This is a genomic window from Phaeobacter sp. G2, from assembly GCA_025163595.1.
Taxonomy (GTDB): Bacteria; Pseudomonadota; Alphaproteobacteria; order Rhodobacterales; family Rhodobacteraceae; genus Pseudophaeobacter.
Genome location: CP104100.1, coordinates 492229 through 506441 on the forward strand (window position 1 = coordinate 492229; position 14213 = coordinate 506441).

Here is a 14213-nt window from a genome sequence, read left to right on the forward strand (position 1 = left end):
GAGCGGCAATGCCTCGTTTCCTAAAAGAGTTTTTTGACCGCAATGGTCTGGGCATTGGCTCACTGATGCTGGGGCTGGTGCTGTTCTGGACCATTGGTCTGATCATCCTGCCGCAGCTGTCGATGCTGGATTTCTCCTTCCGTCCCAACCTGCCACCGCCTGAGATCGGCGGGCCAAAAGACGTCTATACGATGGAGAACTACAAATATCTGGTCTTTGGCCCCGAAGGCGGCAGCCAGGACTACAACGCGGTGGATCTCAAGGTGTTTTACCGCACCCTGATCGCGGCGATTTTTGTCACCATTTTCAACCTGATCCTGTGTTACCCGATCGCCTATTACCTGGCCCAGACCAAGGGCAATCACATCCGTATCTTTGCGTTGATGCTGATCATCCCTTACTGGATCAACGAGATCCTGCGCGCCTTTGCCCTGCGCATCATCTTTGGCGAGACCGGCGTGCTGAACAATCTGCTGGTGGCGGCCGGGATATTTGATACGCCCTTTGACTTTGTCCGCAACGATATCGCGCTCTATGCGGGCCTGGGCTATGCCTATATCTTGTTGATGATCTTCCCGATCTACAATGTGATCGAAAGCCTGGACCGAAACCAGATCGAAGCGGCGCGCGATATGGGCGCCAGCTGGTCAATGATCCACCGCCGGGTTGTCATTCCCTATGCCAAACCGGGCATCAGTTCGGGCTGTACCATGGTGTTCATGTTGTCAGCCGGGGCGCTGGCGGCACCGCAGATCCTGGGCGGGCCTTCGTCGCTGTGGTTCACGCAGTTGATCTACCAGCAATTCAACGACAACTCTGACTGGCCACAGGGCGCGGCCTATGCGGTGGTGCTGCTGGTCACCTGTATCCTCTTGGTGCTTGCTCTGATGCGGGTCTTCAAGGTGAACATGGGGGATATCGGCAAATGAAGAACCTTTCTCTTATGCGCCTCAGCATCTGGGCCTATCTGGCAATCTTCTTTGCCTATCTGCTTGGGCCGCTGGTGATCATGTCGATCACCGCTTTCAACTCACCGGAGTTCCCGCGGGCGACGCCCTGGGAATGCCTGACCTTTGAGTGGTTTTCGGCTCTGTTTCAGGACGAACGGATCCTGAATGGGATCAAGAACTCCATCCTGGTGGGCGCAGGCACTGTTGTGCTGTCGGTGGCCATGGGGCTGGCGGGCGCATTGATGCTGACCCAGATCTGGCCCAAGCTGCGGGCGACCTACTACACCATCATCATTGCGCCAATTCTGGTGCCGGGTGTGGTTATTGGTATCTCGACGCTGGTGTTCTGGGACCGGATCAACCGAATGGTGGGCCTGGGGGCGGACAGCTTCCTGTCCAACGGCTTGTTCCTGACGGTCATTGGTCAGTCTACATTCATCGCCAGCTATTGCATGCTGGTGCTGGTGGCACGACTGCAGCGCTATGACATCGCCCTGACCGAGGCAGCGCTGGATCTGGGCGCCACCCATGCGCAGGCCTTTCGCAAGGTGTTGTTGCCCTTCATGAAGCCCGCCATTGCCTCAGCCGCAGTGCTGGCCTTTCTGGCGAGCTTTGAAAACTACAACACCACCACCTTCACCTTTGGGGAATACCCAACCCTGACCATCGAGCTGGCACAAAAGGTCCGCTACGGGATCACCCCCGCCATTTCGGCGCTGGCCTTTATTATCGTTTTGCTCACGGTGTTTGCTGCCCTGTTCAACGAGGCCAATATTCGCCGCAAGGAACTGGTGGCCGAGGCCCGCAAGGATGCCACGGTGGAAGAGCTGAGCTCAGGCCAGTTCAAACTGCCCGGCTTTCTCAGCTCCAACTGGGCGGCTGTTGCCCTGGTGATTGTGGCCTGTGCCACGGTGACCGTGGTTGGCACGGCGACTGTCTATAGTCCGCAGCAATGTATCGCGGATGTGCAGGAGCAAAAGCGCATGGAGTCCGAACTGCGGATCCAGGAACTGCTGCGACAGCGTGAGCTGCGCCGTCAGCAGCAACAGGAAGAGCAGGGCGAAACCGCGCCGGTTCAGTCCCAGCCTGCTACCGGTAATAACTCAGGTTTTGGTGGCGTCTTTGCCCCCGGCACCCTGAGCGGCGACGGGGCAGAGGCCGAGACCGAAAGTGAGGGCAACAACTCCGGCTTTGGCGGTGTTTTTGCTCCCAGTGCCTTGGGCGGTGATGACGCTAGCGAGGGATCCGACAACTGATCTCTTGCCAGTTGCTAGACACACAAACCCCGCCCGGCCAAAGCTGCTGGGCGGGGTTTTCTTTTGTGACTGTCCCTAGGTTTTGTCCCGTGGCAGCGGTTTGGAGAACAAAACACCCGGCGCATCCGCCGCCAGCGGTGCGCCGGACAGGCGCGCCATTTGCCAGGCCAGTGCCTGATTGCTGCTGATCACGGGTTTGCCAAGGCGCTGTTCCAGATCCGCGATAATATCCAGTGTCCGCAGGTTGGTGCAGCTGAGAAACACCGCCTCCACCTCTGGGTTTGATCCGACCTCCAGCGCTGCAGTGTGGATAGAGGCGGGATCAATGCGGGCGACATTTGCCTCGACCTCCTCGCCAAAGGACACCATGGCGGGCACCGCATAACCTGCGGCTTCAAATGTCTGCCGCATAGGCCCGGAAACAGTGTCTATATAAGGGGAAACCAGCCCAATCGTGGCGGCCTCTAGTGCGGCAAAGGCGGCGAGAGTTGCGCTCAGCGGCTGGGCAACGTGGCGCGTATGTACTGCGCCCTGCACCAGATCACGCACCCGGTCCACTCCGATCATGGTGGTGCCCGAAGTGCAGCCGTAGGCCACGGCGTCAAACGCGGCGCCCTGTGGCAACAAGGCGGCTGCGGCGGGCAGGTCGCGCCCCATCTGGGCAATGGTGTCCGGCGTCAGCGCCGCCCCCGACGGAATTCGGTTGATATAGAGCGCCACATCAGGCGCCACGAACAGGCGGCGAAAATCCTGTTCGATGGTTTCATCCACCTGCAGGACAATCAGCCCAAGCGTCGCCGCAGAGCCGATGGGGCCGGTGAGGCGATAGGGGAAATGGGGCATGTGGATAGGCTCCTGGCGGGGGACATCTGCTGTGACCTTTACCGCCAATGCCTGGCTCTGCAAGAGAGAAGCAGCAGAACCTGGTTGGCAAAGGAGAAAGGCTGGATGGACATTGACGGCCCGGCAAAACGATGGCGCAGGAAACGGGTCGCCGCAGAACAGGGGGCAATCTAGGCTGGGGTAGCGTTTCAAGGAGCCTCCCATGTCCAGCCCATCGTCCCCTGCAATTGATCTCACCGCGGGCCTGCTCTTGGCCTCTCTGGCGCTTGTCTGGGGAGGCTCGTTCTTTTTCGCCGAAATTGCGTTGCGCGAGCTGCCCCCCCTGACTGTGACCCTGGTTCGGGTCGCACTGGCCCTGCCGGTGCTGTTTGTCGTGGTGCGGCTCAAAGGCATTGGAATCCCGCGTGGCGCCAGGATCTGGGGAGCCTACCTGGGCATGGGGGCCTTGAACAATGCCATTCCTTTTTCGCTGATCTTTTGGGGACAGACCCAAATTGACAGCGGCTTGGCCTCGATCCTCAACGGCACCACGGCGATGTTTGGCGCGGTGGCGGCGGGTGTGCTGCTCAAGGATGAGCCGCTGACGCCGCAAAAACTGGTTGGAGCTGGCCTGGGCCTTCTGGGGGTAGCGGTGATTATGGGGCCAACAGCCCTGACCTCGTTGGATCCGCGCAATCTGGCGCAGTTGGCGGTCCTGGCGGCGGCCTGTTCCTATGCTTTGGCCAGCGTCTGGGGCAAGCGGTTCCTGGGCGGGCAGCCGCCGCTAATGAATGCGCTGGGGATGGTGACTGGCAGCACCGTGCTGATGCTGCCTGTGGCCCTATACGTCGAGGGCGTGCCTCAGTTGGACCTGTCCGTTGAGGTCTGGGGCGCGGTGATCGGGGTTTCGGTGCTGTCGACGGCACTGGCCTATCTGATGTATTTCGAGATCCTGCGCCGGGCGGGATCGGCCAATCTGATGTTGGTGACGCTGCTGATCCCGCCGGTGGCGGTCAGCCTGGGGGCCGGAGTTCTGGGGGAACAAATCAGTCCCGAAGCTGTGCTTGGCTTTGGCATTATCGGGCTGGGGCTGATTGTCACCGATGGCCGCCTGCCCAGAAGGGTGCTGGGCAGGCGGCAGGCATGATCTAGCTGGCGGCGTGTACCGCATCGGGGTGGGCCCCGGCAAAGGCGGGATGCGCCGCGCAGGCAGCCTCGGCCGCCAGAATGCGCGGCATGTCGGAAAAGTCTGCCCCCCAGCGCCGGGCATTGTAAAGCTGCGGCATCAGGCAGATATCGGCCAGGCCGGGCGTGGTGCCGGTGCAATAGGGGGTCTGTTCATAGGCCCCTAACAGGGTCTCAAAGGCCTGCAGACCGGGGCGGATGAAATGCACCATCCAGTCAGCGGGCATGCCCGGGGCGCCACCTGACAGCTGGGTCGCGTGTTTGGCCACCTGCAGGTTGCAGACCGGATGCAGATCCACCGCAATCGAATGTGCCAGCGCCTGGGCCTGCACCCGTGCGGCGGGGTCTTTGGGCAAGAGGCCAAGATCACGCGTCTGATCCAGGTAGTCCAGAATGGCCAGCGACTGAGTCATCCGCAGACCGTCGATTTCCAGCACCGGAACAAAGCCCTGCGGGTTGCGGGCCAGGTGTTCGGGGCTTTTGTGCTCCCCCTTGACCAGATCCACGGTGATCGACTGATAGTCGATGCCTGCAAGGTTCAGCGCAATGCGCAAACGGTAGCTGGCAGAGGAGCGCCAATAGTCGAAGAGAACGGTGTCGTGCATCACTGATCTTTCCTGAAAAAGGGTCTAACAAGGGAAAATGGGCAGCCGAAGAGTTTCCGGTTGCCCATTGTAAGTCAATCTTTAGCTGGGCGCTCAGACGTCGTTCAGCTCTTTGGCATGCAGCCAGTCGGCGTGTTTGGGGGCTTTCTTGGTCTTGGACCATTCCTCCAGCATGTCCCATTTCACCGCGTCGAGTTTTGCCAGCAGCGCCTCTTCTTTGGGGTCTGGGCAGGCCAGTTCCACCCGATGACCATTGGGATCAAAGAAGTAGATCGAGTGGAAGATCGAGTGATCGGTGACGCCCAGAACCTCAACGCCATTGGCTTCCAGATGGTCTTTGAATTCGATCAGGGTCTCGCGGTCCTTGACCTTGAAGGCGATGTGCTGAACCCAGATCGGCGTGTTGGGGTCGCGGCCCATTTCGGGTTTGGTGGGCAGCTCAAAAAACGCCAGCACGTTGCCGTTGCCTGCATCCATGAAGATATGCATGTAGGGGTCGGGCTCGTGGGTGGAGGGCACGTGGTCCTCGGCGATGGCCAGCACAAAGTCCATCTTGAGCATCTGGTTGTACCACTCGACAGTCTGTTTGGCGTCTTTGCAGCGATAGGCGACGTGGTGGATTTGTTCGATTTTCACGAGGGGTCCTCCTCTTTGGTGAGCGCGGCCGCAGCCAGCGCCTGTTTCAGGATCGCGCGGTCTCCGATGTGGTTGGCCAGCACCAACAGCAGACGGGCGTTGAATGCCTCGCTGTCGGCGGTGTCGCGCCCCTCATGGGCGGCCAGAAGATCTGCATAGAAATCATCGGCGCCGTTGATATTTGGGGTCAGGATCAGGGTATCAGACATAGGGGTCACTCCTTGCCCACCGCGCGGCGGATGGCGGCGCGGAACTGGTTGTCATCAAACGAGGGGCGGCGGGCGGCGACATGCTGATCCGGGCGGATCAGATAGACGCCGCTGTCATTATCGCCCAGATAGCGCTCTTTCAGGGCCAGGGTCTTGTCGTCCTTCACTGACAGCGCCAGACGTTTGACGGTAATGCCTGCCTCTTCGATTTCATCGGGGGCATCGGCATCAATGGTTAGCAGAACAAAGTCATTGCCCAGTTTTGACAGCAGGAAGCCCTCCCCCAACGGCGCATCCGGGCATGCCGATCCAGGGCGGCTGCGCGCAGGCCCATCCATCAGCGCATCGGCTGAGTTCAGCGTTGAGCCATCATAGGTGCAGGGCACTGACAGGCGGCCAGAATTCACCAGCGGGCGGGCAAATTCGTGGTGTTCGCTCAGATCCAGAACCGCGTCGCGCAGCAGGCGGGACATTTCCGATTTTGGCGTGATGAAATCGGTGGAGCGGCTGGAGTTGAGGATATTTTCCTCGGCCCCATGCACCCGCTCCTGGTCGTAGCTGTCGAGCAGGCTGTCGGGGGCTTTGCCCTCCATCACTAGTTTTAGCTTCCAGATCAGGTTGTCGGTGTCCTGCAGGCCAGAGTTGGCCCCACGGGCCCCAAAGGGCGAGACCTGATGCGCGGCGTCACCGGCAAACAACACGCGGCCATGGCGGAACTGTTCCATCCGGCGGCACTGGAAGGTGTAGATCGAGACCCACTCCAGCTCAAACTCCACCTCTTCGCCCAGCATCGCCTTGAGGCGCGGAATGACATTCTCGGGGCGTTTTTCCCGTTCTTTGTCGATGTCCCAGCCCAGCTGCAGATCAATGCGCCAGACGCCGTCGGGTTGCTTGTGCAGCAGCGCCGACTGGCCTTTGTTGAAGGGCGGATCGAACCAGAACCAGCGCTCGGTGGGGAAATCGGCCTCCATCACCACATCGGCGATCAGGAAGTTGTCCTCAAAGACGCGTCCGACAAAATCCAGCCCCAGCATCCGGCGGGTGGGCGAGTTGGCACCGTCACAGGCGATCATCCAATCCGCTTCCAGGTTATAGGAGCCTTCGGGGGTGTCGACCTCCAGCGTCACATGATCGGGATGGGTACCGATTGCCGAGACCTTGTTGCGGCCGCGGATTTCGATCGGCGCACCCTGGGCCTGCAGCTCGCGCACCCGGTCAACGAGATACTCTTCGAAATAATATTGCTGCAAATTGATGAAGGCCGGGCGTTTGTGGCCCTCCTCTGGCAGCAGGTCAAAATCATAGACCTGGCGGTCATCAAAGAAGACCTTGCCCTTGTTCCACAAAACCCCCTTATCGACCATCGGCTGGCCACAGCCGAGCCGGTCCAGGATCTCTAGCGGGCGTTTGGCAAAGCAGATGGCGCGGGAGCCAAAGCTTACCTTGTCATTCTCATCAAGGACCACCACCTCGATGCCTTCCTGCGCCAGTTCAATTGCTGCCGCCAGGCCAACGGGGCCGGCGCCAATCACCACCACTTTGCGGCGCACTGGCGCCCCGGCATCCTGATCCTCATGGCGGGCATAAGGATACATCGGGACTTCAAAGATCTTGTTCATCTGGTCTCCTCCCAAAGGGGGTGCCAACCGGAGGATCTGATCGGCACAGCTTCTCTGTTTCCCGGCAGTGCAGTGCCGGGAGGATGTGAGTATCGTTTCACATGTTTTTGTTGGGCGGCACGATCTGGATCAAAGCGCCCGGAGTTCGTAATCGGACCGGCTTGGCCTGAGCTGCCAGTGGGTGCGATCTTGAAAGCCCCCGCTGTTTGGGGGCTTTCAAAAGGTGGGGATCAGCCTTGCAGTGCAGCCCACATTTCCAGATCGCGTTCGGCGGTCCAGATGCGAGGGGTATCAATGCCACGGGCTTCGTCAAAGGCGCGGGCGACGTTGAAGGGCAGGCAATGCTCGTAGATTGCATAGTCCTTGAACTTGGGGTCACACTCGGCGCGCACCGCATCCCAGGCCTCTTTCAGGGTGCCGTTGCGGGCCGCGACACGGGCGGCGGGGCGATAGGTGCTTTCGACAAAATCGCGGGTGTTTTCGATCGCCGCGTTGACCATTTCCTTGCCAACCAGCGCGTCGCCGCGACCGGGGGCAATGGCGTCCACGTCAAAGGCGGCGATATTGTCCAGGGTGTCCCCCCAGTCGCTGAAGTGACCGTCCCCGCAATAGCAGGCAGAGTGGTATTCAACGATGTCACCGGTGAACATCACGTTTTCATCCGGCACATGCACAACGATGTCACCCGCCGTATGGGCGCGGCCCAGATGCATCAGGTCGACGCGGCGGTTGCCCAGATAGACGGTCATGTCCTCGCTAAAGGTGGTGGTGGGGAAGGTCAGGCCGGGAATGCTCTCGTGGCCTTCAAACAGGCGCGGGAAACGCTGGAATTCGCTGTCCCAGTCTTCCTGGCCCCGTTCCACCACCATGGCGCGGGCGGCGTCGCCCATGATCACCTGACCAGCACCAAAGGCCGAGGCCCCCAGCACCCGCACAGCGTGATAATGGGTCAGCACCACATGGCTGATGGGTTTGTCGGTCACCGAGCGCACGCATTCGATCACCTTGTTGGCCAGACGGGGTGTCGCCTGAGCCTCAATAATCATCACAGAGTCATCGCCGACGATAACACCAGAGTTGGGGTCGCCCTCGGCGGTGAAGGCATAGATATCCTTGCCCACTTCGCTAAAGGTGATTTTCTTTTCGCTCATGTCCCCTTGGGACGCAAATGCCTTGGCCATGTTATTATCCTTTTTCGGGTGCCAGAGGCTTCAAACCGCCTCTGGTAGAAATGTTTCGAACGACGGGGTTATTTGGCTGCGGGCCAGACCTTGGCGGGCAGGATCTTGCCGGTACAATCACCAAAGCCAATGGTGAAACCATCGCCACGGGCATTGCCGCGCAGGGTCAGGGTGTCGCCATCCTCGATAAAGCCACGGCTCTCGCCGGTCTCCAGGGTAAAGGGCTCACGCCCGGCCCAGCTCAACTCCATCAACGATCCATACTCAGACCGCTCCGCGCCGGAAATGGTGCCAGACCCCAACAGATCCCCGGTGTTCATCTCGCAGCCACCAATGGCATGATGGCACAGCTGCTCCGCTGCTGAGAAATACATCCGGTTGTAGTTGGTCTTGGAGATCGCCGTGGCCGTCGCCGCGCCTTCGGGCTGCATCAGCACCTCTAGCTCGATATCATACAAGCCATCCTTGCTGCCCTCCAGATAGGGCAGCAGCTCTTTCTCGCGGGCAGGGGTAGGGGCACGGAAGCTTTCCAGCGCCGCCGCGGTGACGATCCAGGGCGAAATCGAGGTGCCAAAGGCTTTGCCCTGGAACGGCCCCAGCGGCTGGTATTCCCAGCCCTGAATGTCGCGGGCCGACCAGTCGTTCAGCAGCACATAGCCAAAGATCATCGCATCGGCTTCATCCACGGTGATGGGCTGGCCAAATTCGGATCCGGTGCCAACAATGGCGCCCATTTCCAGCTCGATATCCAGACGTTTGCTGGGCCCAAAGGAGGGCATCTCAGCGTCCGGCGCCTTGGTTTGGCCATTGGGGCGATGAATTGGCGTGCCAGAAACCACAACAGAGGAGGCGCGGCCATTGTAGCCAATAGGAATATGCAGCCAGTTGGCAGGCAGATCCGGCGAGCCCCGCAGGATCGCCCCCATGTTTTTGGCGTGCTGCATGCCGGCATAAAAATCGGTATATTCTGCCACTGCCATGGGCATGTGCAGCTCGGCCTCTGCCTGGGCCGTCAACAGCGGCTCCAGCTTGGCTTGCTCAGCCGCGCCTTCGGCCAACAGCGCCGTCAGGCGTGCGCGCAGGGCGGCCCAAACGGCAGGCCCTTCTTCCATCATCTCGTTCCAGAAGGGCATTTCAAACAGCGGATAATCCGCCAGCTGCAACAGACCCGCCTCTTCGGCGGCCTGGCAGTCGAGGATCATATCACCAATCGCCACACCACAGCGCGGATCGCTATCGGCGGTAGAGAAAACGCCATAGGGCAGGTTGTTCAGGGGAAAGGGATGCGCGGCGTCATTGGCCGAGCTCACCCAGGATTTCAGAAGCGGCATAAAGCCTCCAGTCGGTTGCAAGATCCGCAGATCTCATTTCATCTTTCCGGAAATACCTCCGGGGGTGAATGGGCCCAAAGGGCCCAGAGGGGGGCAGCGCCCCCTTCTGTTTTTACTTGCTCTACCCGCAGCCTATTTCAAGCCGGGGGTGCCGTCGAATTTCTTCTCAATGTCACTCCAGCAATCGATGTAATCGTCCTGCAGCGGCGCTTCCTTGGCGGCAAAGGCGGTCAGATGCTGCGGAAAGCGGGTCTCAAACATGAAGGACATGGTGTTTTCCAGCTTCTCCGGCCCAAGGTTGGAGTTCGAGGCGCCTTCAAAGGCGTTCTTGTCCGGTCCGTGCGGGATCATCATATTGTGCAGCGACATGCCGCCGGGGACAAACCCCTTTGGCTTGGCGTCATACTGCCCGTAGATGTTGCCCATCAGCTCGGACATGATGTTCTTGTGATACCAGGGCGGACGGAAGGTGTTTTCAGCCACCATCCAGCGGTCGCGGAACAGGACAAAGTCGATATTGGCGGTTCCGGGCACCCCCGATGGCGCTGTCAGCACGGTAAAGATCGACGGATCCGGGTGATCAAACAGAATGGCGCCGACCGGGCAGTAGGTCCTTAGGTCATATTTATAGGGCGCATAGTTGCCGTGCCAGGCCACCACATCCAGCGGCGACTGGCCGATCTTGGTCTCATGGAACTGACCACACCATTTCACCGTCAGGGTCGAAGCTACCTCGCGGTCCTCATAGGCCGCCACCGGCGCTTTGAAATCTCGCGGATTGGCCATGCAGTTGGCGCCAATGGGGCCACGGCCGGGCAGTTCAAATTTCTGACCGTAGTTTTCGCAGACAAAGCCACGGGCCGGGCCTTCCAGAACCTCGACCCGGTAGACCAGGCCTCGGGGAATGATGGCGATTTCCTGCGGTTCCAGATCAATAATGCCCAGCTCGGTGGCAAAGCGCAGACGGCCCTCCTGTGGCACCACCAAGAGCTCGGAATCGGCGGAAAAGAAATAGCTGTCGACCATGCTTTCGGTGACCAGATAGACATGGCTGGCCATGCCGACCTGGGTGTTCACATCCCCGGCGGTGGTCATGGTCTTCATCCCGGTGAGCCAGGTCAGGGCCGCGCCATCATGGGCCACCGGGTCCCAGCGATACTGGCCCAGGCTGGCCACATCAGGGTCCACATGCGGCGCCGATTTCCAGTAGGGCAGGTCGATTTTGCTGTAGCGATGCGAATGCTTCACCGAGGGACGGATACGATAGCACCAGGTGCGCTCGGGGGGATCGGCGGTAAAGGCGGTGCCTGACAGCTGCTCGCCATAAAGACCGTAGTTACATTTCTGCGGGCTGTTCATACCCTGTGGCATGGCACCGGGCAGGACCTCTGATTCAAAATCATTGCCAAAGCCGGGCATATAGCCTTCGTGCGGGCCGGCAAGAGAGGGGGCCTGGATCATCTGGTGGGGATCAGCAGCTTTGTTCATGTCGCGCGCTCCTTTTCTACTTGCGGAATTAATAGTTGTTTTTGTAACTAACAAGGGCAAGGAGAGCCCCATGACTGAAAAAGATGATTTTTCGCTGCAAGATTTTCTGCCCTTTTTATTGAACCGGGCGGCAGAGGAATCTTCGCTGGCCTTTCAGGCCCATTACAAAAACCGCTATGGTATGCTGCGCAATGAATGGCGGGTGCTGTTTCATCTGGGCATCTTTGGGCAAATGACCGCCCGCGATATCGGTGAGCGGGCCAAGATCCATAAAACCAAGATCAGCCGAGCCGTGGCCAAGCTGGCGGAACGTCGATTCGTGTCCCGCAGCCGGGATGAAAAGGACCGCCGCTCGGAACATTTGCGGCTTACCCCGGCGGGCGAAGCAGCCTATCGTGATCTGCGCGCCGAAGCGCAAAGCTATGATGGGATGCTCGCGGAGCGTTTCACGCCAGAAGAGGTGGCACTGCTGCGGCGCATGTTGCGGCAGCTGGCTGGGATCGAGTATCCCCTGCCAAAAGATATGCCGCAAAGCCAGGCGCAGGGCGGGTAGAGCTGATACAGAAAGGCCGGATGGCAATGGAAGGCTTGGAGAGCAGGGCAGCGGCAGTAATTCCTTGGCTGATCGGCAAGGGGCTGCGCAGCAACAGTCGTCAGGATCTGCTCAACAGTTTTTGTGAGAAACTGGTGGAGCTGGGGGTGCCGCTGTGGCGGTTCCATCTGGCGCAGCGTGCCTATTACCCCAAATTCGGTGGCATTGGCTACAACTGGACCCGCATGGACGGCATCAGCCACGAACACTATGAGCGCCGTGAAACACCGCTGGAGGCCTGGTTGCAAAGCCCCTTCTATGTTCTGTTGGAACAGAACATGGAGGTTTTTCAATCGGATCTGACAGGCGACGACCTGACCCGGTTTCCCTTGCTGCGGGATCTGAAAGATCAGGGCGGCACCGAGTATCTTGCCATGGCTTTGCGGTTTACTGAAGACGAGCCCCCTTTTGATCCCAACAACCCGTCCGAGGGGGTGTTATGCTCCTGGACCTCTGATGGCGCTGAGGGGTTCTCGAGCGAGGACAAGGCCTTGATTCAGGCGCTCTACCCGGCGCTGGGGCTGGCGTTGAAATCCATGTCAAACCGCCAGATGGCCACGGATCTGTTGCAGACCTATCTGGGGCGAGACCCCGGACAGCGAGTGCTTTCTGGTGAATTCCAGCGTGGCTCTTCCACCGAGATTGACGCGGTGATTGGCCTGTTCGACCTCAAGGGCTTCACCAGCCTCGCGGGTGAGCTGCCGGGGCCCGAGCTGATCGAGATGCTGAACGATTACTTTGGCATCGCCGTGGCCGCCACCCATGGTCACGGGGGCAATATCCTCAAGTTTCTGGGCGACGGTATGTTGGTGATGTTCAATCTGGGAAGTATCGAAAAGGACGCGCAGGCGGCCCTGGATGCTGCTGCAGAGCTGTGCCGCAATATCAGCCTGCGCAATGAACAGCGTTTGGCGCTTGGCCTGCCAATCACCGATTGGACCCTTGCCCTGCACGCCGGAAAAATTCTCTATGGCAACATCGGCGCGGAAAACCGGCTGGATTTCACCGTGATTGGCCCGGCGGTCAATCAAACCGCGCGGATTGCCGACATGCATCGCTCGGTTGGGCAAAACATGATTTTTTCCTCGGTGGTCCAGCGTGCGGTCACGGCGGGCAAGCATGACATGGTGTCATTGGGGCGCTACATGCTGCGTGGCGTGGCTGATCCGCTAGAGCTGTTCACCGTTTACCGACCCAACGGGGCAATGCCAAATCTCTCCCCCTATGTTGAGGATTGATGGGGCCTGACACTAGAGCCGAAGGCCTTTGCAACTGAGGCCTTCAAAGTGGCATTTGTCTGTGCGGGCCATGGTGCCCCAGGCCCAGGCACAGCTAGGCCAGGCGGTTCTCCCGCGCGGGGAGCAACCGCCGTTTTGTTGGCTGGGCGTGTTTAAATGTCGATCTCGACGCCGGGCAGGTTCACGGCCTTCATCATGTCGCGCAATTCCTGGCGGGCAGCGATGTTGGAGATGTTCAGCTGCTTGATACCGATGTCCTTGAGGTCCAGCAGGGTCAGGCCGCGCGGGAACAGCTCGCGGAAAATCACTCGCTCGGAAAAACCTGGGGCAACGCGAAAGCCGATGCGTTTGGACAGCATGTTGATGGCGCGTTCCATCTTTTCCTTGTTGACCATGCGTTGGGTGCCGACGCGGTTGCGGATCACCACCCAGTCGATGGGTTTCAGCCCGGCCTGAGCGCGCAGCTGGCGGGCGTTCCATACCATTTCGGAATAGACGGACGGGCCGGTGATCTTTTCGCCCTTCTGGTCGGTATGGGCCAGCAGGTCAAAATCCACAAAGCTGTCGTTCAACGGTGTGATCAGGGTATCGGCCAGGGAATGCGCCACCTGGCTCAACCGAGTGTGCGAGCCGGGGCAGTCGATCAGGATGAAATCATTGTCCGGCTCCAGACTGGAGACCGCAGCAGACAGGCGATGATCATAGATGTTTTCGCCCGGTTGCAGACTCTCGGCGTCGATCTCGGGCAGCTCGTGCAATTCGACCAAGGGCAGATCCAGCGCTGCCTTCGCCATGAACTCTTTGCGGTTCTCAATATAGCGACCCAGGGAGCGCTGCCGCAGGTCGAGATCAAGCGCTGCCACCTTGTGGCCAAGCCGGGCCAGGGTTGTGGCCACATGGATCGAGACGGTGGATTTCCCTGCGCCGCCCTTTTCGTTGCCGACGACTATGATATGCGCCATCTATTGGTCCCTTTGGTTCGCTGCGCTGCGCGCGCCTGTTGTGTTGTCCTGACTATAGAGCTGGGGCGAATCAATGGAAAGCATGCAAATTGCAGGAAAAGACCCTAGTTAGGCTCTGTATTGCTCTCATTTGACCGAC

At 59.6% G+C, this 14213-nt stretch carries 14 protein-coding genes; 5 read left to right on the plus strand and 9 right to left on the minus strand.

From position 1 onward, the window contains the following. Window positions 1-8 precede the first annotated feature (8 nt). Both N1037_02310 and N1037_02315 read left to right on the plus strand, forming a co-directional pair. A complete protein-coding gene (locus N1037_02310; GenBank protein UWS79876.1) occupies window positions 9-929 on the plus strand; it encodes an ABC transporter permease in 921 nt (306 codons plus the stop codon). After that, window positions 926-2206, plus strand: coding sequence for an ABC transporter permease (locus N1037_02315; GenBank protein UWS79877.1), 1281 nt, complete (start codon window positions 926-928; stop codon window positions 2204-2206). Before N1037_02310 ends, N1037_02315 begins: the two co-directional genes overlap by 4 nt. 75 nt (window positions 2207-2281) lie before the next feature. Here the strand turns inward: N1037_02315 and N1037_02320 are convergent, their stop codons facing one another. Beyond that, window positions 2282-3049: an aspartate/glutamate racemase family protein gene (locus N1037_02320; protein UWS79878.1), complete on the minus strand. Its 768-nt coding sequence runs from the start codon at window positions 3047-3049 to the stop codon at window positions 2282-2284. 202 nt (window positions 3050-3251) lie between these two features. On the opposite strand from N1037_02320, the gene N1037_02325 reads away from it, so the two are divergent. Further along, window positions 3252-4175: a DMT family transporter gene (locus tag N1037_02325; protein UWS79879.1), complete on the plus strand. Its 924-nt coding sequence runs from the start codon at window positions 3252-3254 to the stop codon at window positions 4173-4175. Window position 4176: 1 nt separating this feature from the next. Here N1037_02325 and maiA read toward each other — a convergent pair whose 3' ends face one another. The 7 genes from maiA to hmgA form a co-directional block, all read right to left on the minus strand. Beyond that, window positions 4177-4818 carry a maleylacetoacetate isomerase gene (maiA, locus tag N1037_02330; GenBank protein UWS79880.1) on the minus strand — a complete coding sequence of 214 codons (642 nt, stop codon included), beginning with the start codon at window positions 4816-4818 and terminating at the stop codon, window positions 4177-4179. Window positions 4819-4911: 93 nt separating this feature from the next. Continuing rightward, on the minus strand, window positions 4912-5454 hold the full coding sequence (locus tag N1037_02335) for a VOC family protein (protein UWS79881.1): 543 nt from the start codon (window positions 5452-5454) through the stop codon (window positions 4912-4914). Next, window positions 5451-5663 (minus strand): DUF2783 domain-containing protein, encoded by a 213-nt coding sequence (locus N1037_02340; GenBank protein ID UWS79882.1) that lies wholly within the window; start codon window positions 5661-5663, stop codon window positions 5451-5453. Before N1037_02340 ends, N1037_02335 begins: the two co-directional genes overlap by 4 nt. A gap of 5 nt (window positions 5664-5668) precedes the next feature. Next, on the minus strand, window positions 5669-7282 hold the full coding sequence (locus N1037_02345; protein ID UWS79883.1) for an FAD-dependent oxidoreductase: 1614 nt from the start codon (window positions 7280-7282) through the stop codon (window positions 5669-5671). A 230-nt stretch (window positions 7283-7512) separates the two neighbouring features. Next, window positions 7513-8463, minus strand: coding sequence for an MBL fold metallo-hydrolase (locus N1037_02350; protein ID UWS79884.1), 951 nt, complete (start codon window positions 8461-8463; stop codon window positions 7513-7515). A 68-nt stretch (window positions 8464-8531) separates the two neighbouring features. Further along, a complete protein-coding gene (fahA, locus tag N1037_02355) occupies window positions 8532-9794 on the minus strand; it encodes a fumarylacetoacetase (GenBank protein ID UWS79885.1) in 1263 nt (420 codons plus the stop codon). A gap of 132 nt (window positions 9795-9926) precedes the next feature. Continuing rightward, on the minus strand, window positions 9927-11282 hold the full coding sequence (gene hmgA, locus N1037_02360; GenBank protein UWS79886.1) for a homogentisate 1,2-dioxygenase: 1356 nt from the start codon (window positions 11280-11282) through the stop codon (window positions 9927-9929). Between the two features lie 70 nt (window positions 11283-11352). Between hmgA and N1037_02365 the strand changes: the two genes are divergently transcribed. Beyond that, complete coding sequence (locus tag N1037_02365) at window positions 11353-11835, plus strand: MarR family winged helix-turn-helix transcriptional regulator (GenBank protein UWS79887.1); 483 nt, start codon at window positions 11353-11355, stop codon at window positions 11833-11835. 20 nt (window positions 11836-11855) lie between these two features. Further along, window positions 11856-13112, plus strand: a complete 1257-nt coding sequence (locus tag N1037_02370) for an adenylate/guanylate cyclase domain-containing protein (protein UWS79888.1) — start codon at window positions 11856-11858, stop codon at window positions 13110-13112. 152 nt (window positions 13113-13264) lie between these two features. Here the strand turns inward: N1037_02370 and N1037_02375 are convergent, their stop codons facing one another. After that, window positions 13265-14074 carry a division plane positioning ATPase MipZ gene (locus N1037_02375; GenBank protein UWS79889.1) on the minus strand — a complete coding sequence of 270 codons (810 nt, stop codon included), beginning with the start codon at window positions 14072-14074 and terminating at the stop codon, window positions 13265-13267. Between the last annotated feature and the right edge of the window lie 139 nt (window positions 14075-14213).